Origin of the sequence: Microcoleus sp. AT8-A3 (assembly GCF_036705675.1) — a bacterium.
In the GTDB taxonomy this organism is placed as follows: domain Bacteria; phylum Cyanobacteriota; class Cyanobacteriia; order Cyanobacteriales; family Microcoleaceae; genus Microcoleus.
In genome coordinates, this window is record NZ_JAUBVD010000005.1 from 84,132 (window position 1) to 110,294 (window position 26,163).

Consider the following 26,163-nt stretch of genomic DNA (forward strand, 5'->3'; position numbering starts at 1 on the left):
AAAAGCAGATGAAAGAATTCTTGATTAGCTTGCTCAACTTTTTCGGATTGGCTTGGTGGGTTGAAGTTAAAACTTCAGCGCCGCGGTGCATTTACTATTTTGGCCCGTTCTTAACCCAAGCAGAGGCGGCAACTGCAAAAGCAGGATATGTAGAAGACATAGAAAATGAAGGGGCAGAAGGTGTTAGTGTTTCGATTCACCGCTGCAAACCAATTACTTTGACGGTTGCAGAAGATTTGGGAAAGCTTGGTGATGGAGGGCTGTGGCCGGTTTTGAGCGGTCAGTAGAAGCAGGGGGAATTTTGAGTTTTGAGAGGCCTACGCTTCCCTCGCAACGCTGTGCGGTTTTGAGTTGTCAGTTGTAACTTCAAAACAGTTGAGTGTTGGGTGATTAATTGCTTGTGACAAACTCCAAATTTAAGACTAGCAATTGCCCACTGCTTCGGGGTGACTCTCTATCCAACGATCGATGTCTGCGAGTACCCGATCGGGAATTTCCCAAGGGAACAAGTGGGCTGTATTGGGATAACACTGCCACTGACAATCATGGAGGTGGCGGGCGGTTTCTAAACTGGATGCTGAGGTGATGTGCCGATCGCCTTCTCCGGCCAACACTAAGCACGGACAATGAATGTCGCCCAGGTGCAGCAGTCGATCGTATCCAGCCCTCAGAGCGGTATTTAACGCCTTGGTGGCCGTGTTGGAAGTCTTGAGGTAGGCGGGGGTACCTGCCTGTGCTAAGTAGCGGTAAGGGGTGGCTTTATGCTGCTGTATCAAGTAGCGAAAGAGCGATCGCCTCGCAAAAGTATCAATATTCCACTGCCAACCCGGTATCACCCAATTGATAATTCCGGCTAAACCAGTGTAAAGGTTATCTTGCCAAGAGATGGGAGGGTGACTTCCTCGCGGTTTTGCTGCGGATGCGAGTACAATTAAACCGGTGACTCGCTGGGGATATTTCATGGCTAATTCCAGGGCTAAAATCCCTCCCAAAGACCATCCGATTACCAAACACCGATCGACTCCTAATCTGTCTAATAGTGCTTCTAAATCGACCAGATGATCGGTCATTTCAAAGAAAGTTGAGGTGCGGCTGTTGCCGTATCCGCGCAAGTCTGGGGCGATCGTCTGGAACCGCTTTGATAGGTGTTCTGTGAATACCGACATACAATCGCCGGAACCTGGATGGCCGTGCAAGCAGAGAATAGGAAATCCTTTGCCTTCGACGGAAACACTGAGTTGTTGATGCGGCATTTTTTAACTGTTTGGGCGGTGCGTTGTCCCCCGCTATAAATTGTATATTCCAGCGGTTAAAAGCTGGGGTTTCGGACAATGTAATCGGCAATTTTAGAAATAGACTGGCGCATTTGTAGCTCGCCGCTGCGGCTGTCAATCACAGTAATCACATAGGCCTCGTCGTCGATGCTCATCGCTAAAGTTGTGCCGAGCACCCAGGAATTTTGGCCTGTTTTTTCCCCCAACCACTGAGCTTTCGTTCCTTCCAATGCGGCAAATCCCAGAGCGTGATCGTACTGGCGGTTGAGAGTTTCTATTAATAGTTTAGCACCGGGTGTTTCGCCGTTGTAAATTTGCACCATCATTTCGGTGAGTTCGTTAGCAGTCACGCGGTTGCGACCAGAACCGGGGTTGGAGGGCATAATTCTTTCCCCCATTAATTTGAAGTTGACGCGGGTGACTTCGTAGCCGCTATTATCTAAATATTGATTGATGTAATCCGAACCCAAATAATCGATTAGTTGATTGGTGGCGATATTGCTGCTGCGATAGATCATTTCTTCTAACAGTAGCTGTAGCGGATAATTGCGATTAGACCTAATCTTTGCCGATGCGTCTTCGGTGAAATTACCGCGAGTGACTAATACTTCCTGGTTCAGACTAATTTTTTCTTTTTCGACTTTTTGCATCAGGGCGACAGCAATCGGCAATTTAATTAAGCTGGCTGGACTGACAGGAGGTACATCGCCCCGCAGGTGTACGCATTCTCTAGAAAGGTTACAAAGGCCGATCGAAGCTTGAGCCGACAAACCGCTTTCCCGGGCAAGTGCACCCAAAACATCAGATTTTGCTTGCTGCACTTGAGAGGTTGCTGCTGTTAAATTTCCCCGGTATTCTTGAGTTTTTGAGGCAGTGACGGAAGCTAAAAATGAATTTTGAGGAACTTCCTGCAAGTTGTTGAGGGCTTGATGCCAGAAAAATTGAGTTTGCTGCGAAGATGCGATCGACTTATTGGGCTGCTGTTTAGTTTCTACGGCTCTGTTGGCTAAACGGACTGCTTGCTGTAAGTTGTCGTTAGCCCTCTTTTCTACTAATATTTGAGCTTCCACCGCTTGCAACTGCTGTAGCAGTTGTTCTTGAGGATTGGCGGCTGCGAAGGGAACTAAGCCGGAGAGGATGCTTGGTTCTGGGGAGGGAGATGAGGGTTGTTCTAATTCGGCAATTAGCCCATCGCGAATTTTGTAGAGTTCGTCTAGGGAACGCGGGTTAGATGATTGAGAGAATGAACTTGCGATGGTTAACATCTGAACCAGTCCAATGCCGGCTACTACTGCCGCCATCTTGTTGGCGATCGACAAAAAACGCCTGATCCCTCGCATATTTAACATCCTCAACACAACCAAATTCTATATAAGCAGCTATCGTTACATCAGTCAAACGATTTTAGATTTTAGATTTTAGATTTTAGATTTTTTCTTCAATCTAAAATCTAAAATCTAAAATAGTTCGATCGCGCCAATGTGGCAAAATAACCAAAATAAAGGGAGCGATCGCACGAAGGCAATCAACCCCCTCTAAATATTGCGAACTATCTACTTTCTGCGCCGCCGTCGCCAGTCAGCACCCAACCGCTTGAGGTAATCCCAGCCGCGTTGGGGCCAGACATGATCGCTACCAATCTTTTCGGCAATCCAGCGAGCGACTTTGGGGCCTGTCCAGTCTCCGCCGTCGGGGGCAGGGCCTAGCAGCGCTTGTCGCAGTTCTTCTTGCTGTTCAGGATTCAGCAAGGATTTTGCAGGAGGGGGCTGGCGGTCTCCGCTGCGATTTCTCACAGAGTTAGGCCCTTCTCGGTTATAGCGCTGGACAATTTCTTTGGCGTAGTCGTAGTTGAGGCCTACGACTTGGGCTGCTTGTTTGATAGTCCAATTTCGGGACACTAACAGCAGCAAGTGCCAGCGGCGCGACTCTGTGGTGTTTTGTGCCTGCCGGTAGCGAATTTTGAGTTCCTCTGCCGTCAGGTGGGATTCTAAGTGAGCTTTAGGTGGCATTCCTCCAACGGGGCATCGGGAACTTCTTACCATATATCTTTGGTTTTGGGGATAATTCCGGATGAAATTATTTTCCTGGGGATCGTGGCGGCAAATACCTAGCGTTTTTTAGCGCAGATGCACGCAGCTAGTCGCATTTGAGGAAGGACCAAGAATTTCAAACGTGGTACCCGCCACGTGATTTATCCGTGGAATCAATCCAAAATCTAAAATCGAAAATCACTTATTGCCCCCGCATTTATCCGTGGGGTCGCCTCTAAAATCTAAAATCGAAAATCTAAAATCGATTGACTGCTGTTTTTTTTGCAGGTGCGCGCAACAAAAGACCTCGGTGTGGCGGTGAGCGTTTCGAGCTTTTTTGTGAACCCCTGATTTCTGACAGGCTTTTTGAGCTCTAGTACAATGGGCGTGGATCGGAAAAGGTCGATTACTATTTTCTTCGATCGCGCCGCAGCCATTAATTCACTCGGCTGACTGATAACTTTCAGTGATTGTTGACTAAAAAACTGCTCTTCCTAATCTGACCATAATTATTAGGGTATCGACAGCCATACTCTAATATTTTATTAGCATCCTTTTCTATTTTTCCTTCATGTTTTTCGGAATATTCAGGACGTGATTAATTTCACAAGAAATCCGAGGCAGATGCTGCTAACTATGCTATTAAAAATAAATCAGATATAACAAGCGTGGGATTTTTTATATAACAAAAATTTTAGTAAAGTCTGAATATTCCAGCAATAAAGCAGTCATTATCTGGGATTATTTGATTTTTTAGGGCATCTTTTTTCCCATAAATCCTGGGTTGCATCGAGGACAAACTGGGCTGTAATATTTTAGAATTTAGATTACAGAATTTGGAATGACTGATTTCCTAATGATTGCGATCTTGCATAGACAGTCTTGGAGACCGAACCTAATTATGTAGGGGTCGCATTGCACACCTTACCCCTTACTCATATAAATCTGGCGTCAAACCACTTTTTGCATCAGTGCTGATACAGTTGCATTCTTGGTTTGTTAAAAAATTAGGTAAAAAACTCGATCGCTATTTGGTGGCCCGTGGGATTTGGGTAATTTAATCTATTGTATATAAAATGACCGATCGCCCGTTAGCGGAGCCCTCTTCGAGGCTCAAACTTTCGCCACAAAAATAGCCGACTTTGCCTTCGGGCTGTAAGCAGGTACAATTGCCAGTTATATTAACTGTATTGTCTCAAAGTAGAAATGATAAAGGTACGAGCATGGCATCCATCCGCGAGTTGCACCGACAACTGGTCAATAAAGAACGCTCTGCTGTGGAAATTACTCAAGAAGCATTAGACCGAATTACCCAGCTAGAGCCGAAGTTGAAAAGCTTTCTGTGCGTGACAGCAGACAGCGCACTGGCGCAGGCCCATAAAGTGGATGCCCAAATCGCAGCCGGAGAGCAAATTGGCCTGTTGGCCGGCATCCCGATCGCCGTTAAAGATAATATGTGCACCGAGGGCGTTCCCACAACCTGCGCCTCTCGGATTTTGGAGAATTTTGTTCCTCCCTACGATGCCACCGTCGTCTCGAAACTCCAAGCAGCCGGTGCGGTGATTGTGGGTAAGGCGAATATGGACGAGTTTGCAATGGGGAGCTCGACAGAAACTTCTGCTTATCAAGTTACCGCGAATCCTTGGGACTTGGAGCGCGTGCCCGGAGGGTCTTCTGGCGGTTCTGCCGCAGCAGTAGCCGCTGGAGAATGCGTCGTGAGTTTGGGTTCGGATACTGGGGGCTCAATCCGCCAACCTGCAGCTTTTTGCGGGTTGGTGGGGCTGAAACCGACTTATGGGTTGGTTTCTCGCTACGGTTTGGTGGCCTATGCTTCTTCTCTCGATCAAATCGGGCCCTTTGGCCGGACTGTTGAGGATTCGGCGATTTTGTTGGGGGCGATCGCCGGTTACGATCCGAAAGATTCCACGAGTCTTAATGTCCCAATTCCTGACTACGCTCAAGCTTTAAGACCCAGTTTGCGACCGAAGGGTCAGATTAGAATTGGTGTAATTAAAGAAACTTTTGGTGTAGGGCTGGACTCCGGGGTTAAAGACGCTGTTACTAAGGCGATCGAGCAATTTCAACAATTGGGCGCCGAAATTCAAGTCATTTCTTGTCCCCGGTTCCGCTACGGTTTGCCCACTTACTACATTATTGCTCCCTCGGAAGCTTCGGCAAATTTGGCGCGATATGATGGAGTTAAGTACGGTTTCCGGTCTCCAGACTCCGATAATCTTTTGGATATGTATGCCAAAACCCGCTCTCAAGGGTTCGGTGCGGAAGTTAAACGCCGGATTGCGATCGGCACTTACGTATTGTCGGCTGGATATTACGATGCCTATTATCTAAAAGCTCAAAAAGTTCGGACTTTGATTAAAGAAGACTTTGAAAAAGCTTTTTCTCAAGTTGATGTTTTAGTCTGTCCCACTGCTCCTACTACCGCATTTAAGGCAGGCGAAAAATTCAATGACCCCCTGAGTATGTATTTGTCAGATTTGATGACTATTCCGGTGAATCTTGCTGGTTTGCCAGCTTTGAGTTTGCCCTGCGGATTTGATGATAAAGGACTGCCGGTGGGTATACAACTGATTGGTAATGTTTTGCAAGAATCTCGGTTGTTTCAGGTGGCTCACGCTTACGAACAGTCTACGAATTGGCACTTGCACCACCCCGAATTGCATTAATTTCTGAAAATCGGCGGAATACGGTGGCGGAAGTTAGTAATCGATCTTGGCTAATTGTCTGAATTAATAATTTGCCATTAGCTTTTGAGCGATCTCTAATTTCCCGCGTGCTCTATCTATGAACAATTTCCTAGTATTCCTTTTGTCTAAATCGCTAATAGCTTTTGGGATAGTTTTGGCCGTTGCTTATTCTGCTGCTTGTGTATTCCTCTTTGTAGCGCAAGGTAAGTTTATCTTTTTTCCTGCGCGGGCGATCGAAACTACGCCAGATGATTTTCAGTTGCAATATCAAGATGTTTGGTTGCCAATTCCAACTAAAACAGGCGCGGTGGACAGCGTTCACGGGTGGTGGATTCCTGCATCGGAAAATCCCCCCAGCCCCCCCGAAGCTAGGGGTGGAGCAAGAAAGGGGCAGGCTGTTCCCTCTGTTAACACCGGAGACTCGGATACCCCCCCCAGCCCCCCCTTGCCAAGGGGGGGAGCAAGAAAGGGGGAGGCTGTTCCCTCTGTTAACACCGGAGACTCGGATACCCCCCCCAGCCCCCCCTTGCCAAGGGGGGGAGCTAGAGGAGTCGGAACGTCCCCGCAAAGTGAGAGACCGGCAGTCGCTCCGGTTCCCCCCCTTAACAAGGGGGGGTTAGGGGGGGTAGTTTTGTACCTGCACGGCAATGCTTCAAATGTGGGATCAAATGTCGAACACGCTTATCGATTTCATGGGTTAGGTTTGTCGGTATTTGTGATGGATTATCGTGGTTATGGCAAAAGCCAGGGCGATTTTCCGAGTGAATCTCAGGTTTATGAGGATGCTCAGCTTGCTTGGGATTATTTGGTGAAACAGCGGGGGATTAACCCGAATCAAATTTATCTCTACGGTCATTCTTTGGGAGGGGCGATCGCGATCGATCTAGCCTTGCGTCACCCGGAGGCGGCAGGGGTAATTGTAGAAGGCTCTTTTACTTCGACGCGGGCGATGGTGAATTTCCAAAAAGGGCTGTTTTGGATGTTTCCGATCGATGTTTTGCTGACACAGCGGTTTGATTCTCTTTCAAAAGTCGATCGCCTGCAAATGCCTGTGCTGTTTATTCACGGGACTGCTGACAATGTAGTTCCAGTGGAAATGACCAAAAAACTGTTTGATGCAGCACCTGAACCCAAACAGTTGTACATAGTTCCTGATGGAGGTCACACTAATGTGGCAGATATCGGGGGCGCAGAATATCTGCAAATACTGAGCCAATTTTTAGGTTGTTCACAGTAGATCAAAGCTCTTGGCGGTAACAGGTTAAGTTTGATATCTGTACCGCCTACTCGCACTTCTAACTGTACATATTAAACAGAGCAGTTATCGCGATGATACTACTTAGTAGAACCTTAATACATTAAGCCACCAGTCATTTAAGGCATAGCAGTAATTACAGTAATTGTTCGCGCTTATAGCTTCTTCTTTCTTAACCTCGCAGCCTCGCCAAGATGTTTTTTGGTTTGGCATCCTGGCACCGCAAAGATTGGCATCTGTGAGATTAGCTTTGTTCAATCTCGCATCCCTCAAGTCGGCATTTCTCAGGTCTGCACCGCTGAGATTTGCACCGCTTAAATCGGCTTCTTTGAGGTCTGCACCCCTGAGATTTGCACCGCTTAAATCGGCATTTCTTAGGTCAGTTCTAGTTAGTTTAGCGGCGCTCAAATTACTGCATTTTAAGTTAGCCAACTGGAGGGATGCGTCTGGCAGAAAACTCTCGCTGAGGTTGGCATTTTCTAAGTTGGCTCCCCTGATGTCGGCCCTGCTCATGTCGGCTTTGCTGAGGTCGGCGTCGGCCAAAAAGGCGTTTCTCATGTTGGCGTTGTTTAAATTAGCTTCCATTAAGTCAGCCGCAGTCAAGTCGGCATCAACTAAGTCAGCCCTGCTGAGAGTGGCGCGGCTCAAGGAAGCGCCAAACAAATCTGCACGGCTCAAGGAAGCGCCAAATAAGTCGCATCCGGGACATCCTCTGGTTTCTAGCAGCCGCTTTACTAGGGACAGATTTTGAGCTTGTAAGGGAAGTGCGGCGCAAAATGGGAGTAGCATTATCGCTGCTGTCAGAATTTTCAGTTTGATTTTGGTCATAGTCTTGGTAAGTCCTGTAACTGCCTTTCAACACCGATTAGTCTGCTGGACTTACGCGCGGGAGACCAAAAACCCGGTTTCCTCGTTAATTCATCGCTGTCCAACCCAAGATTCTAAGCAGAAACTGGGTGGTTTGCGTAAGTCCTAGTCTAGTGGATGGACGCGGCTCGACGGTGTAAGGTTCGTAGGCGTAAGCCGGGGCGTAGCCATCGCGCTCTCCATCGCGGATATTACCTACGCCTTTGGGATGAAAGCCCGCACATCAAGGCTCCCTTGCAGCGAACGGCGATCGACCGGAGGCGCTAAATGCCAGGGATTCTATATCTGGCGACGGCAGCAGCAAGTGGCAGACTCCGACAACGGATAAGTATTGGTAATCGATGCAGTGGGATTTTGCTGCCGAGGGCGATCGTTCTCCCTACAGGCGATCGGTAAATAAGCCAATTGGCTTAGACTCTTAAGACATATTGCTGATGCGCTGCCTTCTATAAAAAAGATAGCATTTTTGTATGATCCCCGAAATAATACCGAGCCAGCAAGTATAAAAAAAATATACCAAATGTATCGGCGGGTGGGAAAATAGGGTACAGCTAATACTTTCAGACGAGGAAAATAGATGTCCAACAGCATAGATCAACTTGCAGAAGGTGGCAGGGGGATCAAACTCATGTGGCAGATTGCAGACGAGATCAGTTACACCCGGACTCTCGACGATCGAAACTGTTTGTGGCTGAGCAAAAGTTACGAAGTAGAAGGTTGCAATCGCTCCCAAAATATAAAAAAAGCTAGCGTTTTAGATGGGTTAATGAATTTATTAAACACCTGGGATTGGCAGACTGAAACAGAGCAGGAAGAAGAGCTGCATGAAACTTTTATTCAACATATTAGCCTGCAAGTCAACACAGATGTCAATGCTTTAACTCAAGTTTTGTTGTGGTTTGAACAGTTGAAAGATATATCGCTCCCCAATGAAGTTTGGTGGAAGATTCAGTTGGGGTTGGCTGAAGGTTTCACTAATGCAGTTCGCCACGCTCACAAAAATCTGCCAGTAGAAACTCCTGTGCAACTCGAAATTACGGTGTTTAATGGACGGTTGGAACTCAAAGTTTGGGATTGCGGGCCGTGTTTTGATTTTGATGCTAAGCTGAAGGAAATTATTGCAGCAGATAGAAATAACGGCTTGGATTTAGAGGTTTTGAACGAGGCTTACTTGATGCCTAGCAGACAGAAAACTTTGGAACCGTCTCTCTTTCTAATTGCTGGGTAGCTTTGGGGTGATGGACAATGGGAGCATCTCAATGAAAGCAGGCCTCCGCTAGAAATTGGAGTTTTGAGGCAGGAGTTTTGAGGCAGGAGGCAGGAGGGAAGAGGGAAGAGGAAGAAGGAAGGAGCCAGAAGAAGTGTTTTTACAAATATGAGATGCTTCCTGGACAATTAACAGACTGGCACGGTAAAAAATGTGTTAGTAGGCTAAAAACGGTGTTAGGGGGAAAATTTACGGGTTTTGTCTCCGCGTGGGTGAGGGGTTTTGAATACTGCCCACCTGCTGCGGCTTGGGTTAAGAGCTATGGTATTGGGTGATTCTATAGCGGTTCGATAGAAACGGGTGCATCTGTCGAATTAAATATTATAATTAAATATTAAAAACTCAACATTAAAGGTTAAAAATTATTCACACTAATTTTTGATATTTTAATTTATCATAGTATCTGGTCGCTCACCAATTACTAATGATTTCCAAAGAAACTTTATTTGTTCTGTCTCTATTTCCCTACTTGGGATTTCTCTGGTTTTTGACTCGATCGGGAAAAACACCCCGTTTAGCTCTGATGGGATTTTACGGGACTCTCGTTTTTGTAGCGGTGACGATTCCCGCCGCAATTTACGCAAAAGTTGCCTACAACGAGTCACTAGCAAATGTAGATTGGCTGCACGGTTCTGCGGAACTATTCTTGACACTTGCCAATATTTTATTAGTTTTAGGCTTTAGAGAAGCGGTGATTAAAGCCAAAGCATCCTCACAAGAATAAACTTGAGAGGGTAGTCGGGATTAATGCGAGACTTTCATTTGACTAGCGTCTGTTTAGGATCGCGAATTAAATAACTTACAATTTTAATTGTTATTGTGGGATGGGCGTCCCGCCCGTCCACTCATGACGGGCTATAAGAGCCCATCCCACTTTCAAGAGTGGAAGTTATTTAATTCTCATTCCTTAGTTGGGCGAGATAATTGACATACTGGTGAAGGCGATCGGTTTCAGTGTCAAGTAAACGACTAGCCCAAGAATGTACATTAAGTTGCGATCGCATTTCTCGAAATACCGCAGCATCCCCGCGATTTTCTAGAGGAAAAACCCAAGCATCAAATCCAGCCGACTTGAGCCGGCTAACAGTTCCCTCGCCATCTTGCACCCACAATTGAGGGCTAATGCGAAGGGGTTGACAGGAATATTCGCCGACAACCATTCCCCCCACAGAAACGCTAGCATCTTCTCCACGATTGGAAAGTTCTTGCAAAATAGCTTTGAGGGAATTGAGTTTTTTCCCGTCTTGTACTTGCTGCGGTGTCAGCTTGACAATCACCATTTCTAAAACTTCGACAGGTTTTGTCGATCGTACAACGTTGACTGGTTCCGCCGGCCAATGGTTATTTATTTCCGGTTGGGCCCTCTCGATTTCCTCTTCAACCTGTACTGTTTCCACCGGCTTTGCAGTGTCTACAATTATCTGAATTTCCTCTCCATCTTTCTCGATTTTTCCACTAATCAGTAAGATAGCATTCTCTACAATGTAAGGTTTCACTTGTTCGTAAGACTTGGGGAACACCACAGCTTTTATTTGAGCAGTCAAATCTTCTAATTGCAAAATTGCCATCGCATCGCCTTTTTTTGTCACTACCATTTTGATAGCGCTGAGCATGACAATAACTGATACTTTCCCCTTTTTATCTGCTAACTCTTCGAGAGTCACCACATCGGGGTCTGGGTTTACTTGCATGAGAAACTTTAGGGGATGTTCTGACACATAAAAGCCAAGCAGTTCTTTTTCTAAACGCAATTTTTCTTGGTTGTCATAATCTTTTATTAATTTAGATTTTGGCGCGGACTCATAGGTATTGACTGACTTGCCAAAGCTATTCCCACCTAACAAGTCAAAAAGATTACCTTGGCCGCTTTCTCGGTCTCTTTTGCGCTCTTGCGCCCATTTAATTACCCCTTCGAGGTCGTGTACTAATTGATTGCGGTTGTGTTCAATTTTATCAAAAGCACCGCATTGAATTAATGCTTCTAAAGCGCGGCGGTTGACAGAATGGAGATTTACGCGATCGCACAAATCAGCCAGCGATTTAAACTTACCCCCTTCCTGCCGCGCCGCCAAAATATTTTCAATTGCCGCTTCTCCCACATTTTTAACCGCCGAAATTCCAAACAAAATTTTATCTTTTGCAGAGCCAGTCATCTGTTTCGGCATCGGTGTAAAAGTAAGTTCCGAGCTATTAACATCGGGCGGCTCAACCTCAATACCCAGCTTGAGACAATTGGCAATATATTTCTGTACTTTATCCTGATCGCCCCTGTTAGCCGTCAGCAGTGCAGCCATGTATTCTAGAGGATAATTCGCCTTTAAATAGGCAGTTTGATAAGTGATATAGGCATAGGCCATTGAATGGGATTTATTAAAACAGTTAGATGCCACCAAACTATTTTCTAGGATAAAGTTATGTTCTCGTTCAACGCCTATGTCATAGACCTCTTGAGTTCCTAGTGATTTTCGACTAATAATTTTAACCATGTTTGTAACTCCTGAGAATAGCCTCTATTTTAGTTTTCTTTCGTTGCAATCCCAAGCTGGGATATTGATACACAAAATCATAGAATGCTTGTATATTTTTTCGACTAAAGATTCTCCAATAATAAACTTTTTTTAATTGATGCTCTTGTACAGAACCCATCCCTAGGTGCATTGCTAGTTCGCGGGCAAATTCAAAGGAACCAACAATGCAGACTAAACCGCCACTTCTACCTTTGTTTGCATAAGCACAACCGTCACCATCAAAATAGCCTAACACATAAGACCCTAAATATTTTAAGTTAGGGAAATAGGTAACTTCCGAAAAAGTTCTTCCTGTTATGATGCCGTAGCTCTGTAAAGAGCTTGCCAGCTTTTCAGAAGAAAAATTTATTCGGTAGTGAGGAGCATAATTTTGAGGCTGAATAACTCTAATTTCACCAGAGTATTGTAGCTCTATGCTGAGCATTTCTGTAAGTTCTTTGTCAATAGATTCAAAAGCTACATAATTAGTTTGAGTAACGCAGCCATCAGCAGCTATCAATCCTAATAAATAAGCTTTAGCTTGAGAGTCAATTACATCAAAATAGCTCTCATTTAAAGTATAGCGGTTTCGCCGCTTAGTATTAATGTTCGCTTCTTTTAAAACCCTTGAAACTGCTCTTTCGCTTACACCAAGGTAGTTAGGGATGTCTCGACACTCCATGCCCTGATTAAAAGCAGAAATGATTTTTTCCTTGTGTTCCGATTTTAGCTGCCTATAGTCGAGATACATTTTATATATCTGAGCTAGAGTTTATTTGTTTTAAGTCTAATCCTTGTTCAAAGATTTCGTCAATGGGCAGCATTTGACCGCCAACAGTCATAAACTTGTGATCTTTTGTGGCGCGAATTATCGAGCCATCTTCCAGACAATACTCAAAGACCTCCTGCTGCCCCCGGCGATGCCACTGTGAAATTGACTGTGTATAAATATAACCGTTGCTATCAACACTATAAACAGTACATTCAATTTTTTCCTCAACGATTTTGCCAATAGCCATGGGCCCATATTCCACCGTCAATATCTTCGTGTCATAGCTCAAACAATATTCCGCGAATTGTAGCATCTGGGCGAACAACTTTTCAGCAATTCTTTGACTTACTCCATTCTTAGTTGCCCCATCGATAAATGTTTCTTTTTGCTTCTGCATTTCATCAGCTTTCTTCTTACCCATTGCGCGCCGCAGCAAGTCAGCTTGACCCAAAGAATAGCCCGCCAAATCTTGAGCCATCCGCATAATTTGCTCTTGAAAGCAAAGCGTTCCGTAAGTCTCTTTTAAAATCGGTTCTAATAGCGGATGATCGTACTCAACGGTTTTACCGTGCTTGCAGTCAATAAACTGAGGAATCAAACCTGCATCCAGCGGCCCAGGTCGGTAAAGTGCCAAAATAGAAGAAATATCATCAAGACAGGAAGGTTTGAGTTTTTTCACTACATCCAGCATTCCAGAGGATTCTAACTGAAAAATACCTTCTAAATCTCCTCTTTCTAAAAGTCTATAGGTTTTATCTACATCATCTGGTAACTTTTTGATTCTGCCAAAAGTCTCTTGAGCTCTGCGCTCAATATCAGAAGGTAGCATTTCTGGATCGACAATTAGATTTTGGGTTTGTTTAATATAATCAACAGTTTTCTGGAGCGTTGTTAAATTTTTTAAGCCCAAAAAGTCCATTTTCAGCAGCCCCAAAAATTCCAAATCTTCCATGAAATATTGGGTAATCACAGCACCCTCATTATTTTTTTGCAGCGGTACAAGTTCATCCAATGGCTCTGAAGAAATTACCACACCTGCTGCGTGAACGCCATAGGTTTTGTTGGTTCCTTCAATGCGAATTGCCATGTCAATCCACTGACGGACTGGGACTTCAGTACCAGTTTCTGCATTTATGCAAATTGTATTTTCATAGTTGTCTTTAAATTCCTGTGCAGGTGTGTCATTGGAAATCATCACTTTAAGTTTTTCCGGTTTTCCCCTGGACACGGGAATTAATTTAGCCATTTCGTCGGCTTTTTTGTAAGGAATACCTAACACTCTGGCAACATCTTTCAAGACAGCTTTTGATGTCATTCTGTTGAAAGTAATAATTTGCGCTACGCGCTCGCTACCATATTTTTCCGTAACGTATTTAATCATGTCGTCCCGCCTTTCTATGCAGAAATCGCTATCAATGTCTGGCATAGATTTCCGTTCGGGATTGAGAAATCGCTCGAATAGTAGTCCGTGGTGTACGGGGTCTATATTGGTGATTTTGAGGACGTAGGCAACTAGAGAACCTGCGGCAGAACCGCGTCCTGGCCCTACTGGAATATCGTTGTCTCTAGCATATTTTATGTAGTCCCAAACTACTAAAAAGTATTCCGAAAATCCCATCTGCTGAAGCATTTTCAGTTCGTATTCTAGTCTTTGTTTGTAGACTGGGGGGATTTCATTTCTGGTGCGGGCTTTGAGGCGTTCTAAGAGTCCCAGCCAGGATATTTCTTCTACATAAGTATCGGCTGTATGTTCGGGGGGAATTGGAATTGTGGGAATTCGAGCTTCTCCTGTGAGCTCGTATCTCGATACTTTATTTGCGACTTCTAGGGTATTTGCGATCGCCTCTTTGATTGTTTCATCATCCAAATGGTCTCGAAACAGTTGCGCCATCTCCTCTGCGGACTTAAGGTATTCAGTACCGCTGTAGCGCATCCGCTTGTCTTCTTCAATCAGTTTGTTGGTGTTAATGCACAGCAAAGCATCGTGTGCTTCTACGTCGTTGCAGGAAATATAGTGAGAATCATTGGTGGCAATTATTTTAATTTTGAGTTCGCGGGCAATTTTGACGATTTCAACATTAACAATCCGGTCTTCCGGGGAACCGTGGTCTTGAATTTCTATATAGTAATCTTCTCCAAATACTTCTTTATACCATGTGGCTACTTCACGGGCAGTATCTAGCTTGTTTTGCAGAATCATTTGGGGAACTTCGCCGCCCAAACAAGCACTGGTAACAATTAAACCTTCGGAGTATTGTTTTAGCAGTTCCTTGTTGATGCAGGGGCGGGCAAAAATACCTCTTTCTGGCATTCCCTTTAAGTGGGAAATTGTGGTTAGTTTGACTAGGTTTTTATAACCTTGGGTATTTTTAGCTAAAACAACTTGATGGTATTTTCTTCTACCTCGAACTTTTACTTCAATGTCGCCGTTGACGACGTACATTTCATTGCCAATAATCGGCTTGATATTTTTATTTCGGCAAACTTTGATGAGCTCGATCGCCCCGTACATCACCCCGTGATCTGTAAGGGCGATCGCGGGCATCCCCAATTCCACCGCCCGTTCTGCGAGCTGCTGTAGCTGAGACGCCCCATCTAGTAAGCTATAATCGCTGTGAATGTGCAAACCAACGAAGGACATAGCGATTTTGGATTTTAGATTTTAGATTTTAGATTGTACACCATCCGGATAGAGAAAGATCAATTGACACTCCCCGGTCTGAAGACACGGGGATTCTTAAGGACAAACTTTGGGGGATGAACCCACCCAAAGTTTGATTCTTAAAGGGTTTGTCAGCAACCCACTACCCACTCGCTCAACAATTGAGTCTATGGCTACATTTGATTTTCGGATGATATTGGCAGCACCATTTACATCTGCATTCAGTATTAATCCGCTCGCCGAACGGTACAAACCTCTTTTGATTCTTTTACCTGATGGTTGCCAATTGTCAGGTTTTTCACCAACTTTAACTGGCAGAAAATCTCGGTCTAAGAAGCTGGCTTTTGAAGTGTAAGATTCATCCTGTTCTACAAATCTCCATCCTAGAGAATCGCATTCTTGTTGTAATCTTTCTTTGACTTTAGCTGTCGGTATTTGGACAAAGTTCTGATTGGTTTTTCCTCCCATATTGACCTCTTGCTTCTGTCCTTTATTCCAACCAAAGGCTATGACATTAATTTGGTAACTTTCGCAATAATCTATGATAGTTCTGACAGCTTTATTAACCGCATCTCTCATTCTTCTGGCGCGATTTTCCGATAACTGTTGCAGTTTTTTTGACGAGAATCCTTGAGGTAGCTTATGTCGGGAATGTTCTGATTGAACTCTGGCTTTTTGTTTGTTAAACTCTTGGTTCCAAGATTTCAGCTTATGACCATCAATAATAAATGGCTTACCATTGCTAGAAACACAAGTTAGCCAGTTGTTGATACCATGATCTATGCCCAGAATCCCTGTTACTTCGAGACTACAGCTAGGAGCTTGCTTGGTAAGAGATTCATGGACGTATTCAATCCAGACCTTACCATTTCTAGGGATTAACCTGAGTTCTTTAATCTGGCAACCCTTAAGCCTTTCTGGTAGTGGAATCCAGAGAGCATCTGTCCCGAAGTGTTCTTTCCCTTGCTTTCCTAGAGGGAGTCTTACCCTATTGCCGACTATTTTTAAGGCTTGTCCCGGATAGGAAACTTGGTACATACCGCCTTTGGTTCTGTACTTAGGCAATCTGGGTTTTTGATTGATTTCCCCTTTTTTGACTAACCTTTCTAAGGCTCGGAAAGAGCTGAAAGATTCAGCAACAGATTTAAGGGATTGTTGCGCGACTTGCGAGTAAAGTAAGCTGTAATTCTCGTTAGTTTTAGCAATCCTGTACAAGTCGGGATATTTAACCGCACTTTTGTCTTTAAAGTATCGTTGCCGACTTTCGTAAGTCCCGACATTAAACAGATTGTTTGACCATCTCAGCAGTTGCTCTACAATGGATTTGTCGAATCCCTTTAAATGCCAGATATCTTTTTGTACTGCATACATTTGACTTTCACCTCCCTTGATTAATTTTACTGCATTTGGTAGTTGGGAAATTGGTAGGCAGGATAAATCCTGCGATGCCCTTTCATCCCTGGACTAAAGTCACAGGGTTTTCAGGGAGTTTTTTATAAAAAAATTTGGGACTCAATCGTTGTTCTCTCGTAGGGTGGGTATCGATTGCATTACTAAATAGCGATCGCACTGTTACAAACTTGCTTGTTTCAAATAACGATCCAAGTCTTTAACCCGTTCTTGTGTCACCCTCGCTCTGCAATAACCGTAGGTAGAAGCAGCCAAAGTTCCACCTTCAAACTGCCCCATTTCATAATTGCAAGATTCATCTCTAAACTTGAGCCAACTACGCTGTGCTACTATCAATCTTTGCTTTTGTTTGCTGTTGAGTTTCGGCTGAAGTTGCTGATATACTTGATTGAGTTTTCTGTCTGCTGCCTGAAACTCTTGACTGGAACACGCATTCTGCTCCTGTGTAGTTTGAGGACTTTTGCAGTTAGGCTGTTGGGCAAGTTGCCAGGAAGTGTTGCTGGCTTTGCTGGGAAGCAAAAATCCGGCTGTCAACAACAGCGAACTCGCGGCTAATTTGACCCAAATAGTGATTTTTTTCAAAATATTTACCTCTTTTTCAATCTTTAATTTTTTCTGGTTGAGCCGATCGCCAAATCCACCAAGCCGCCGCCCACAAAGTAAAATTGCCGAATAGAGTCATCGCCGCTTGCAGGGTAACAATCCATTCTAGGGCTGGGGAGTTGTCAAAATAGTGCCATGTACAGGCACACATAGCGCTGACGAGAGCGGGCAGCATTCCGGCGGAAAGGGCCCACCAAGCTCGGTTTTGAGTGACTTCGCCGTAAGTCCAAATTAACCAGATGGCGGCAATCCACTCGACGACGCTAGAGACGTGAATAATCCAGGTGGGAATTGACAAAGCGTGCATTTTTTGTATGGTGAACGAAGATGAAAGATTTATCGATCGGGACTTAGGCAACTGTCATATAAAGTATGATGAGTCAGTCGATTTTAGATTTTAGATTTTAGATTTTAGATTTACTCCACAGATGAATCTTGGAGCTTGAGCTTTAGTCTAAAATTTTAGGAGCATCCACGACTTAAGTCGGGACTTGTACCTGTTTTTGGGCCCGTCATACAATTTTAGATTAGCGATTCGAGATTTTATTAGATTTGCGATTTGAGCTGACTGATGACGTAAAGCCTTGAAGTTTGCTGACAGTAACATTTTTTTGGGTATTAGTATTATCAAATTTCAAATCTCAAAAAAATCTAAAATCCAAAATCTAAAATCTAAAATAGTTACATTCCCCATTACCAACAAAGAAAAGAGTAGAAATGCGAGCAATTTTGTGCGGCTATTACGGTAAAGGCAACGGCGGCGACGAGGCGCTGTTGGCATCGCTACTGCAAATGTTACCTGATGGCGTGACGCCGATCGTCCTGTCTGGCAATCCTGTCGAGACAAATCAGCGGTACGGGGTAGCTGCGCGCGATCGCATGAATGCCTTTCAAGTTATCGAAGCACTCCGCACCTCCGACGCCCTAATCTGGGGCGGCGGTAGTTTAATCCAAGACGCTACTAGCATGGTGAGCCCTTTCTATTATGGGGGTTTGATGGGATTAGCGCAGCAGATGGGCTTAAAAACTGTTGCTTGGGCCCAGGGAATTGGGCCTTTGAAGCGCGAAATGACTCGCAAGTTATCTCAGCGCTGTTTTGCTGGATGCACCGCCGTCAGCGTGCGGGATAAAGGTTCAGCTACTTTACTTGCAGATTGGCAAATTCCCTTTACTTTAGCGCCCGATCCCGTGTGGGCTTTGGAGAATTCTCCCGTGTCGGGTTTGTGGGATTTACCTGCGCCCAGAGTAGCTGTTTGTTTGCGTTCTCACTCTACACTAACTCCCGCCCGTTTGTCAATCTTAACTCAAGCTTTAGTTGACTTTCAAAAAGCAACTCGCACCTTAATTTTGCTGCTGCCTTTTCAAGCGTCTCACGACTTAGAAATTGCCCAACATTTGCACGAAGCCCTGCCCAAAAGGAGCTGCATTCTCAGTTTAGACGATCCGAGAAAGTTGAAAGGAGTGTTCCGGGGTGTCGAAATGGCGATCGGGATGCGCTACCACAGTTTAATTATGGCCGCATCCGAAGAATGCCGCTGTTTTGCTCTCAGCTACGATCCCAAAGTCAGCCAGTTAATGGAAGAGCTAGAAATGCCGGGATACTTATTATCAGAATTGCCAGACGATCCTTATTTAATCAGCAAAACCTGGATCGAACATTATGCTAACGGCGACGCCTTATCGCCAGACAGGATAAAATTTATAGTAGAGCGATCGCTCTTTCATCGCGAAGTATTGCGAGCCGCGCTCCAGCAGTCTACGTAAGAGGTAAAATACCGTGACAGCCAGTACAGCCGACTTAAAAATTACCTGGGAAAAATTGCCAGACGACTTCATTTTAGACGAGGAACCTGTGGAAAATATCGACCAGCCCTTGCTCGCTGCTACCTTGCGCGAAATCCTAGAAATCGCAGGGCTAATTTTAACAGGAATATTAGTTGCCCCAAACATGGGAATTTGCGCTACATTAAACGGCAAGCTAGTTATTAAAGATCCAGATTGGTTTTATGCCCGCAACGTTCAGTCGCTTTCCAGTCAAGAAATTCGCCGTAGTTACACTCCCAACTTAGAAGGAGAAGTCCCGGCGATCGTGATGGAATTTTTGTCAGCTAGTCCCAACGATGAATATTCTAGTAAACAAACTTATCCCCCCGGCAAATGGTATTTTTACGAGCAAATATTGCGCGTTCCAGTCTATGCACTTTTTGAACCAGCCGCCGGAGTGTTAGAAGTCTACCATTTGGATTCATCAGGAAAGTATGAAGTACAACCACCCGATGCTTTCGGCCGTTATTGGATTTCAGGAGTTGGGTTATTTCTGGGTGTTTGGCAGGGAACAAAAGCCGAAAGAACGGGATATTGGTTGCGGTGGTGGGATGATAGCGGAGAGATGTTATTGTGGGGAGTAGAGATGGTAGAAAGGGAACGGCAGGAAAAAGCAAATGTTCAACAGCAAGCCGATCGACTAGCCGCCCAATTAAGAGCAGCAGGCATTGAACCAGAAGCCTAATGCAATAATGAGCAATTAAAATTTTCCGCGGAAAAATTTTAATTGCTCATTAATTAAAAAGTATTGAACAACATCGCAAACATCAATATTTATCGGCGTTAATCAGCCTTCATCAGCGGTTAAAAATTACATTCAGGAGACAGCAAAATTGGCAAGAGTAAGAGTGCGGGAACACGTCAATCCCCTATCAATTAGATATCAAGCATCTGCAAGTCCCCCGGATTGGACTAAAATCTATGCGGACTTAAATTTACCGCTGCATTTAGATATCGGCTGCGGCAGAGGACGGTTTTTGTGGCACATGGCGCAAGTACAAACTGACTGGAATTTTCTAGGATTAGAAATTCGGGAACCTCTGGTAGAAGAGGCGAATCTTTGGCGGGACGAAAAAGCCTTGACAAATTTGCACTATTTGTTTTGCAATGCGAATAGTTCCCTGAAGCCGATTTTAGAAACTTTACCCGCAGGTACTTTGCAGCGAGTTAGCATTCAGTTTCCCGATCCCTGGTTCAAGAAAAAGCACCACAAACGGCGGGTGGTACAGCAGGAATTAGTCAACGAATTGGCAACTTATCTGGCAATTGGCGGCGAAGTTTTTATCCAGTCAGATATTGAGGAAGTAGAAAGCGAAATGTGCGATCGCTTTTCATCTCACCCCAGTTTTAAACGTCAAAATGGCGACAACTGGCTAGCAGAAAATCCCCTGCCTGTTCCTACTGAAAGAGAAATTGCTACTCTGAAACGGGGCGAACCAGTTTATCGAGCACTGTATCAAAAATAATGCTCGCTTTTCCCAACTCACCTTTGTCATAAATGTTATAACTTACATCTTGCACCTTGGTTAGGAACAGGCAAGATGCCTGTTCCACAAAACTTAATTTTCTTGTGGAACTTTATTTAGGAACAGGCAAGATGCCTGTTCCACAAAACTTAATTTTCTTGTGGAACGGGCATCTTGCACCTTGGTTAGGAACAGGCAAGATGCCTGTTCCACAAAACTTAATTTTCTTGTGGAACTTTATTTAGGAACAGGCAAGATGCCTGTTCCACAAAACTTAATTTTCTTGTGGAACGGGCATCTTGCCCGTTAATAAAAAAATTATTTCTAGCTTAAACCCAAGATGGCAGCCACATCCTAATTTTCCATTCCATTTGCGACAAAGGCAGTCCCAAATAGATAGGCATCCAGAAAATAAAAGCACCCAAAACCAGAAAAATAATTGTTACCCCCATCCCTCGGAGTCGAGTTTGAGGGCTGTGCAGCCACCTGTCAACCCACCAAGCAAGTGCTAAGGCTGAAAACACAGAACAGCCCATATAATGGTACAAAAATATGCAGCGAGTCACCTTCACCCAAGGCAGCAAATTAGCGGCCCAATTAACTATTAAATATAACGCCAGCCACATTTCAGCAGTCGGCGGAAACAAAATCGGCCGCTGCTGTTCTATGGTGTCAACAGAAGCCTCGCTGCGCGTTTGCAGCCACACCAAAATCCGGTGAACTAAAACTCCTATTACTAGCACTAAAGCTAAGGTTGACAGCCACCAAAGGAAGGGATTTCCCATTGCGTGAACGTCAAAAATTACCTCAGTTGCACCTTCAGGTAAAGGCGGCAAAACCGGATCTGGTTGGGCATTGTTGCTAGCTTTTTTGAAGAAGTAAACTATCGGGCGCAGCATCAACGGCCAACCGTACCACGCGGAACAGTAAGGATGTACATCTGGGCCGCTTTTAATCCGCTGGTGATAAGTCAAAATTTCCGTTTGCATCTGCCAGAAATTGGGAGTTGGATTAAAGTGCAGGTGAGGAATCCAGGATATGCTATAAACTAAAATAGGAATAATAGCTAGACTAAACCATACTTCTATAAAACTGAGTTGAGTCAGTTTTTGTACGGGACTTTCGGGAGGAATTAGAGCCGAATTAACCTCGCGAACCTGTTCTTCATCTTCTTTGTTTCCCTGAATAAAACGAACTGCCCAAGCGCACAGCAACATCAGATAAGTACCGAAAAGAAACCACAATCCGTTCCATTTGATAGCCGCAGATGCGCCGAAACCTATCCCGGCTAGCACCAGCCAAAACCAGCGCTTCTTACCTTCAGCTTCTACTGATTTTAAAATAAATAACTGGCCTAATATTCCAAACAAAACTAGATAAATGTTGTTCAGCGCGTAGCGAGATTCAACTAAAAACAAACCGTCGCAGGCGATAAATAAAGCAGCCAGAAAAGCAAAGGTGCGGCGCCCAACGAGCTGATAAGCTAGGGCTCCGACAACTAGGGGAATAAAGGAACCTGTGAGAGCATTCAGCCAGCGGTAATCCCAAGGAGAAAGCAGGGAGCCAGCCATACTGTTGACGGCGGTTTTGCCGAAGGGAAGGTGAGTGCCGATCCAAATGCCGATCGCAATTATGTACTGGCTCAGAGGCGGGTGAGCGTTGAAAAAAGGAGTTTTTGTGAGATAATTGTTGGCAAATTTAGCGTAATAAACCTCGTCAAATACTAAGGTGTTAAATCGCTCTAGTTCCCAAAAGCGGAGAGTTAAGGAAAATAGAAAAATGCCTAGCATTGCTAGGGAAAAAATAACATTCGATTTGTTAAATTGTGTTTTCTTGATTTTCATAAAACAGCAGCAAATAATAGATCCTAAATTTGAGGGCGATCGCTAATTTAAAATTCCTGAATATAGAGTAACCTAAAATAGGACTTGTGCAGAAACCGAATTTTTGATGAGAAACCGGGTTGTTTGGAAACACCCGGCTTCTAATAATGCTTGGAGAGTGCAGCGAGAAGCAGTAACGACTATTGTTTCACCAAATGCTCCCGATCTAATTGGCCAGCCGGAAGGAAAAGCGCGGATCACAAGGTGCGATAGATTATGATAGCAGCTAATCATGTCTTTTTTTGAGCGAGTGCTTATGAATCCCATACTTTCGATTTGGGGGCGTTGGGGGTTAGCTGTAGGTGCGACTATCTTGATGGGATCTGCCGCCGCGCCAAATCCCCAGACATTTGAAAGTTTTGCTGATTTTTGTAGCAACAAAGAGAATTTGACCCCTGAAGCCAGACATACGGTGGAGGTGTTGCTATCAAAAGCAAAAACACAAGAGTGCGATCGCGCTCAAAAAACACTGACTAATCTCACAGAACTTTCCCTGATTCGCAATCAAATAGTCGATATCAAACCATTATCAAAATTCACCAATCTGAGAAAGCTCAACCTCAGTAGAAATCAAATAACAGATGTGCAACCCTTATCGGGACTGACTAATCTGAGATATCTCGTCCTCAATTTAAATCAAATCTCAGACGTGAAACCATTATCGGGGCTGACTAATCTGACAGAGCTTTTCCTCGAAGCCAATCAAATCGTCGATGTAAAACCTTTAGCTGGATTGACTAATCTAACAGGGCTGTCCCTCGCATCTAATCAAATTGTAGATGTGACACCTTTATCGAAAATGACTGAGTTAAACTTTCTTTATTTAAGTGGCAATAAAATCGCAGATGTGAAACCATTATCGGGATTGACAAATCTGATACTGCTTTTCCTCGAATCCAATCAAATCGCAGATATCAAACCTTTAGGGGGATTGGCAAATCTGACCGCCCTACACCTCAGTAGAAATCAAATCGCAGATGCCCAACCTTTAGCGGGATTGGTAAACCTGACAACCCTCGATCTCAGTAGAAATCAAATCCCGGATGGGGAAGCCGATCGATTAATTCAGAAAAACAAACAACTATTAAATCAAAAAACAGATGAAGCCGATCAATTGATTCAGGAAGCTAGGCGATTATTCGCTCAAGAAACAGCAGCATCTTATCAGGAAGCCTTGCAAAAGTTTGATGCAGCGCGTTCGCTTTATCAAATGCTTAGAAATAGGGAGAAGGAAGCTTACACGCTGCATCAAATCGGCTTCATTATTAATAGATTAGGAGACAGACAGCAAGCCCTGAACTACTACAAGCAAGCTCTTTCTTGGCATCAGACTATACGCGATCGCCCTAAACAAGCCGTCATCCTCAACAATATCGGCGCCGTCTACTATGCTTTGGGAGAGAAACAGCAAGCCATCGACTACTATAACCAAGTCCTTTCCCTAATTCGGGAAATGGGCGATCGCCCTGAAGCAAGTATCAACCTCAGCAACATCTCGAACCTACCCGCAAACAGCGACACATCTTTGGGCGATCGCACTGCGGAAGCCACCACACTCAACAACATCGGCTTAGCCTACAACGATTTGGGAGAAAAACAGAAAGCAAAAGAGTATTTCAACCAAGCCCTTCCCTTATTCCGCGCTATGGGCGATCGGGCTAAGGAAGCCACTATCCTCAACAATACTGGCTTAGTCTATTCAGATTTGGGAGAAAAACAAACAGCCCTCGACTACTACAAACAAGCCCTCGATTTGAGACAAAAAGCGAGAGATCCGCGTGGAGAAGCCCACACCCTCAACAATGCAGGTAATACTTACTCAGAATTGGGAAAACAGCAGAAAGCAGAAGAATATTTCAACCAAGCCCTGCCACTGTTTCGCGCTGTGGGCGATCGTCCTGGGGAAGCCCTCACCCTCTACAATAGGGCTATTCTCAAAGGCGATCGAGGCAATTTAATCGCAGCCCTCACTGACATTGAAACCTCCATCAAAATCATCGAAAACCTCCGCACCAAAATTACCAACCACGAGCTCCGCATCTCATACTTTGCCACCGTACAACACTATTACCAGTTATACATTGACCTGTTAATGGAACTGCACAAAACCAATCCCAACTCTGGTTACGATCGCAAAGCCTTAGAAGCCAGCGAAAGTTCCCGTGCCCGCAGCCTTCTCGAACTTCTTCAAGAAGCAAACGCCGATATTCGCCAAGGTGTAGCCCCGGAATTATTGCAGCAAGAACGCAATTTACAACAGCAACTCGATGCCTTAGAAACACGCCGAATCGAAACTCTAAGCCGCCCCAATCATACCCCCGCAGAAAAAGTAGAATTAGACCAAAAACGGCAAACTTTACTAGGACAATATCAGGACATTCAAGCCCAAATCCGCTCCACCAGTCCCCGGTACGCCACCCTCACCCAACCGCAACCTCTAACGCTGGCACAGATTCAACAACAAATCCTCGATGACAATACCATTTTACTCCAGTATTCTTTAGGGAAACATCGTAGCTATCTCTGGGCTGTGACTAAAACCAGTATCACCAGTTATGAATTGCCCAAACAGGTTGACATCGAAAAAGTCGCCCGCAATTTCCGCAATGCTGTGACTAACCCGCGCTACCGAAACATTCCCGATCGAGTTGCTGAAGCTAACAACACGCTTAGTCAAATTATTTTACAGCCAGTAGCAGCACAACTCGCTCAAAAGCGCCTGCTGATTGTTGGCGATGGCATTCTCAATTACCTCCCCTTTGCCGCCCTCTCACTCCCCGGAAAATCCGGTGAAAATGGGAATTCGCCTTTAATTGTAGACCATGAAATTGTGCTGCTGCCTTCTGCTTCCACCTTGGGAATCTTAAGACAAAACTACAATGACAGACAACCCCCAACTCGGACTTTAGCAATGCTCGCCGATCCAGTTTTTAGCGGTGACGATGAACGAGTCAGAACCCAGTCTAATAGCGCCAATCCCCAAGCAATAGAATCAGTAAATCTCGGTTTAAGCCGCTCTAGCCGCGCCAATAACATACAGTTGAGCCGTTTACAATTCACTCGCCAAGAAGCTCAAATCATTCAAGCGTTAGTTCCGGCCAATTCTCGCACCGCATCTTTGGATTTTGAAGCCAGCCGCGCCGCAGCAACCAGTCAGAACTTAAGCCAATATAAAATCATTCATTTTGCCACTCACGGTTTAGCGAATAGCACTAACCCGGAACTATCGGGAATCATCTTGTCACTGGTAGATGAAAAGGGGAATCCCTTAAACGGATTTCTGCGACTTACTGATATTTTCAATCTCAAATTAGCAGCAGATTTAGTAGTGTTAAGTGCCTGTCAAACCGGATTAGGGCAGAACATTCAAGGCGAGGGCATGGTAGGATTGACACGGGGATTTATGTATGCAGGGGCTCAGCGAGTTGTGGTGAGTTTGTGGAATGTGGATGATGAAGGAACAGCTACATTAATGTCGAGTTTCTATCAGGGAATGCTGCAAAAAGGGTTAAGGCCAGCGGCAGCATTGAGGGCGGCACAACTGGAAATGTGGAAGCAGGAAGAGTGGCGTTATCCTTATTATTGGGCGGCTTTTACTATTCAGGGGGAATGGCGATAAATTTTATGAAAAACAGCTA

The 26,163-nt window shown here is 44.7% G+C and carries 21 protein-coding genes; 10 read left to right on the forward strand and 11 right to left on the reverse strand.

Annotated features, from left to right (window positions below; genetic code table 11):
- The first annotated feature begins 8 nt into the window (after positions 1-8).
- Entirely contained in the window at positions 9-287 is a 279-nt protein-coding gene (locus QUB51_RS04725; RefSeq protein WP_333057159.1) for a DUF1816 domain-containing protein, read from the forward strand.
- 135 nt (positions 288-422) lie between these two features.
- On the opposite strand, the gene QUB51_RS04730 is transcribed toward QUB51_RS04725, so the two are convergent.
- From QUB51_RS04730 to QUB51_RS04740, 3 genes are all read right to left on the reverse strand, one after another.
- Entirely contained in the window at positions 423-1,253 is an 831-nt protein-coding gene (locus tag QUB51_RS04730) for an alpha/beta hydrolase (protein WP_333260675.1), read from the reverse strand.
- Positions 1,254-1,309: 56 nt separating this feature from the next.
- Positions 1,310-2,614 (reverse strand): serine hydrolase, encoded by a 1,305-nt coding sequence (locus QUB51_RS04735; RefSeq protein WP_333260678.1) that lies wholly within the window; start codon positions 2,612-2,614, stop codon positions 1,310-1,312.
- A 213-nt stretch (positions 2,615-2,827) separates the two neighbouring features.
- Positions 2,828-3,283, reverse strand: a complete 456-nt coding sequence (locus QUB51_RS04740) for a helix-turn-helix domain-containing protein (RefSeq protein WP_333057162.1) — start codon at positions 3,281-3,283, stop codon at positions 2,828-2,830.
- A 1,244-nt stretch (positions 3,284-4,527) separates the two neighbouring features.
- Here QUB51_RS04740 and gatA point away from each other — a divergent pair.
- Entirely contained in the window at positions 4,528-5,988 is a 1,461-nt protein-coding gene (gene gatA / locus QUB51_RS04745; protein ID WP_333057204.1) for an Asp-tRNA(Asn)/Glu-tRNA(Gln) amidotransferase subunit GatA, read from the forward strand.
- A 142-nt stretch (positions 5,989-6,130) separates the two neighbouring features.
- Positions 6,131-7,246 (forward strand): alpha/beta fold hydrolase, encoded by a 1,116-nt coding sequence (locus QUB51_RS04750; protein ID WP_333057163.1) that lies wholly within the window; start codon positions 6,131-6,133, stop codon positions 7,244-7,246.
- A gap of 102 nt (positions 7,247-7,348) precedes the next feature.
- On the opposite strand, the gene QUB51_RS04755 is transcribed toward QUB51_RS04750, so the two are convergent.
- Complete coding sequence (locus QUB51_RS04755) at positions 7,349-8,092, reverse strand: pentapeptide repeat-containing protein (RefSeq protein WP_333057165.1); 744 nt, start codon at positions 8,090-8,092, stop codon at positions 7,349-7,351.
- A gap of 306 nt (positions 8,093-8,398) precedes the next feature.
- On the opposite strand from QUB51_RS04755, the gene QUB51_RS04760 reads away from it, so the two are divergent.
- From QUB51_RS04760 to QUB51_RS04770, 3 genes are all read left to right on the forward strand, one after another.
- Positions 8,399-8,527 carry a hypothetical protein gene (locus QUB51_RS04760; RefSeq protein ID WP_333057166.1) on the forward strand — a complete coding sequence of 43 codons (129 nt, stop codon included), beginning with the start codon at positions 8,399-8,401 and terminating at the stop codon, positions 8,525-8,527.
- A gap of 181 nt (positions 8,528-8,708) precedes the next feature.
- Positions 8,709-9,359 carry an ATP-binding protein gene (locus QUB51_RS04765; RefSeq protein WP_333057167.1) on the forward strand — a complete coding sequence of 217 codons (651 nt, stop codon included), beginning with the start codon at positions 8,709-8,711 and terminating at the stop codon, positions 9,357-9,359.
- Between the two features lie 463 nt (positions 9,360-9,822).
- On the forward strand, positions 9,823-10,122 hold the full coding sequence (locus QUB51_RS04770; RefSeq protein WP_333057168.1) for a DUF3593 domain-containing protein: 300 nt from the start codon (positions 9,823-9,825) through the stop codon (positions 10,120-10,122).
- A 169-nt stretch (positions 10,123-10,291) separates the two neighbouring features.
- On the opposite strand, the gene QUB51_RS04775 is transcribed toward QUB51_RS04770, so the two are convergent.
- The 6 genes from QUB51_RS04775 to QUB51_RS04800 all read right to left on the reverse strand — a co-directional run bounded on the left by QUB51_RS04775 (position 10,292) and on the right by QUB51_RS04800 (position 17,659).
- Complete coding sequence (locus tag QUB51_RS04775; RefSeq protein WP_333207650.1) at positions 10,292-11,884, reverse strand: helix-hairpin-helix domain-containing protein; 1,593 nt, start codon at positions 11,882-11,884, stop codon at positions 10,292-10,294.
- A complete protein-coding gene (locus QUB51_RS04780; RefSeq protein WP_333207651.1) occupies positions 11,877-12,656 on the reverse strand; it encodes an LAGLIDADG family homing endonuclease in 780 nt (259 codons plus the stop codon). Before QUB51_RS04780 ends, QUB51_RS04775 begins: the two co-directional genes overlap by 8 nt.
- A 1-nt stretch (position 12,657) precedes the next feature.
- Complete coding sequence (locus QUB51_RS04785; RefSeq protein WP_333207652.1) at positions 12,658-15,318, reverse strand: DNA polymerase III subunit alpha; 2,661 nt, start codon at positions 15,316-15,318, stop codon at positions 12,658-12,660.
- A 96-nt stretch (positions 15,319-15,414) separates the two neighbouring features.
- Entirely contained in the window at positions 15,415-16,710 is a 1,296-nt protein-coding gene (locus tag QUB51_RS04790; RefSeq protein ID WP_333233606.1) for a transposase, read from the reverse strand.
- Between the two features lie 201 nt (positions 16,711-16,911).
- A complete protein-coding gene (locus tag QUB51_RS04795) occupies positions 16,912-17,331 on the reverse strand; it encodes a lysozyme inhibitor LprI family protein (RefSeq protein WP_333207654.1) in 420 nt (139 codons plus the stop codon).
- A gap of 16 nt (positions 17,332-17,347) precedes the next feature.
- Entirely contained in the window at positions 17,348-17,659 is a 312-nt protein-coding gene (locus tag QUB51_RS04800; RefSeq protein WP_333154630.1) for a DUF2499 domain-containing protein, read from the reverse strand.
- 410 nt (positions 17,660-18,069) lie between these two features.
- Between QUB51_RS04800 and csaB the strand changes: the two genes are divergently transcribed.
- The 3 genes from csaB (at position 18,070) to trmB (ending at position 20,642) form a co-directional block, all read left to right on the forward strand.
- Complete coding sequence (gene csaB, locus QUB51_RS04805) at positions 18,070-19,116, forward strand: polysaccharide pyruvyl transferase CsaB (protein WP_333057177.1); 1,047 nt, start codon at positions 18,070-18,072, stop codon at positions 19,114-19,116.
- 13 nt (positions 19,117-19,129) lie between these two features.
- Positions 19,130-19,861, forward strand: a complete 732-nt coding sequence (locus QUB51_RS04810) for a Uma2 family endonuclease (RefSeq protein WP_333207655.1) — start codon at positions 19,130-19,132, stop codon at positions 19,859-19,861.
- Positions 19,862-20,009: 148 nt separating this feature from the next.
- Positions 20,010-20,642, forward strand: a complete 633-nt coding sequence (gene trmB / locus QUB51_RS04815; protein ID WP_333057179.1) for a tRNA (guanosine(46)-N7)-methyltransferase TrmB — start codon at positions 20,010-20,012, stop codon at positions 20,640-20,642.
- Positions 20,643-20,971: 329 nt separating this feature from the next.
- Here the strand turns inward: trmB and QUB51_RS04820 are convergent, their stop codons facing one another.
- Positions 20,972-22,486 carry a phospholipid carrier-dependent glycosyltransferase gene (locus QUB51_RS04820; RefSeq protein ID WP_333233609.1) on the reverse strand — a complete coding sequence of 505 codons (1,515 nt, stop codon included), beginning with the start codon at positions 22,484-22,486 and terminating at the stop codon, positions 20,972-20,974.
- 295 nt (positions 22,487-22,781) lie between these two features.
- Here QUB51_RS04820 and QUB51_RS04825 point away from each other — a divergent pair, with 295 nt between their 5' ends.
- On the forward strand, positions 22,782-26,144 hold the full coding sequence (locus QUB51_RS04825; protein ID WP_333260681.1) for a CHAT domain-containing protein: 3,363 nt from the start codon (positions 22,782-22,784) through the stop codon (positions 26,142-26,144).
- Positions 26,145-26,163 lie beyond the last annotated feature (19 nt).

Excerpts from the sequence above, each read along its gene's own strand:
- QUB51_RS04785 (WP_333207652.1), bottom strand. The coding sequence starts at position 15,318 with ATGTCCTTCGTTGGTTTGCACATTCACAGCGATTATAGCTTACTAGAT.
- gatA (WP_333057204.1), top strand. The coding sequence starts at position 4,528 with ATGGCATCCATCCGCGAGTTGCACCGACAACTGGTCAATAAAGAACGC.
- QUB51_RS04770 (WP_333057168.1), top strand. The coding sequence starts at position 9,823 with ATGATTTCCAAAGAAACTTTATTTGTTCTGTCTCTATTTCCCTACTTG.
- QUB51_RS04765 (WP_333057167.1), top strand. The coding sequence starts at position 8,709 with ATGTCCAACAGCATAGATCAACTTGCAGAAGGTGGCAGGGGGATCAAA.
- QUB51_RS04820 (WP_333233609.1), bottom strand. The coding sequence starts at position 22,486 with ATGAAAATCAAGAAAACACAATTTAACAAATCGAATGTTATTTTTTCC.
- QUB51_RS04730 (WP_333260675.1), bottom strand. The coding sequence starts at position 1,253 with ATGCCGCATCAACAACTCAGTGTTTCCGTCGAAGGCAAAGGATTTCCT.
- QUB51_RS04760 (WP_333057166.1), top strand. The coding sequence starts at position 8,399 with ATGCCAGGGATTCTATATCTGGCGACGGCAGCAGCAAGTGGCAGACTC.
- QUB51_RS04800 (WP_333154630.1), bottom strand. The coding sequence starts at position 17,659 with ATGCACGCTTTGTCAATTCCCACCTGGATTATTCACGTCTCTAGCGTC.
- QUB51_RS04755 (WP_333057165.1), bottom strand. The coding sequence starts at position 8,092 with ATGACCAAAATCAAACTGAAAATTCTGACAGCAGCGATAATGCTACTC.
- QUB51_RS04725 (WP_333057159.1), top strand. The coding sequence starts at position 9 with ATGAAAGAATTCTTGATTAGCTTGCTCAACTTTTTCGGATTGGCTTGG.
- csaB (WP_333057177.1), top strand. The coding sequence starts at position 18,070 with ATGCGAGCAATTTTGTGCGGCTATTACGGTAAAGGCAACGGCGGCGAC.
- QUB51_RS04775 (WP_333207650.1), bottom strand. The coding sequence starts at position 11,884 with ATGGTTAAAATTATTAGTCGAAAATCACTAGGAACTCAAGAGGTCTAT.
- QUB51_RS04740 (WP_333057162.1), bottom strand. The coding sequence starts at position 3,283 with ATGCCACCTAAAGCTCACTTAGAATCCCACCTGACGGCAGAGGAACTC.
- QUB51_RS04790 (WP_333233606.1), bottom strand. The coding sequence starts at position 16,710 with ATGTATGCAGTACAAAAAGATATCTGGCATTTAAAGGGATTCGACAAA.
- QUB51_RS04780 (WP_333207651.1), bottom strand. The coding sequence starts at position 12,656 with ATGTATCTCGACTATAGGCAGCTAAAATCGGAACACAAGGAAAAAATC.
- QUB51_RS04735 (WP_333260678.1), bottom strand. The coding sequence starts at position 2,614 with ATGCGAGGGATCAGGCGTTTTTTGTCGATCGCCAACAAGATGGCGGCA.
- QUB51_RS04825 (WP_333260681.1), top strand. The coding sequence starts at position 22,782 with ATGAATCCCATACTTTCGATTTGGGGGCGTTGGGGGTTAGCTGTAGGT.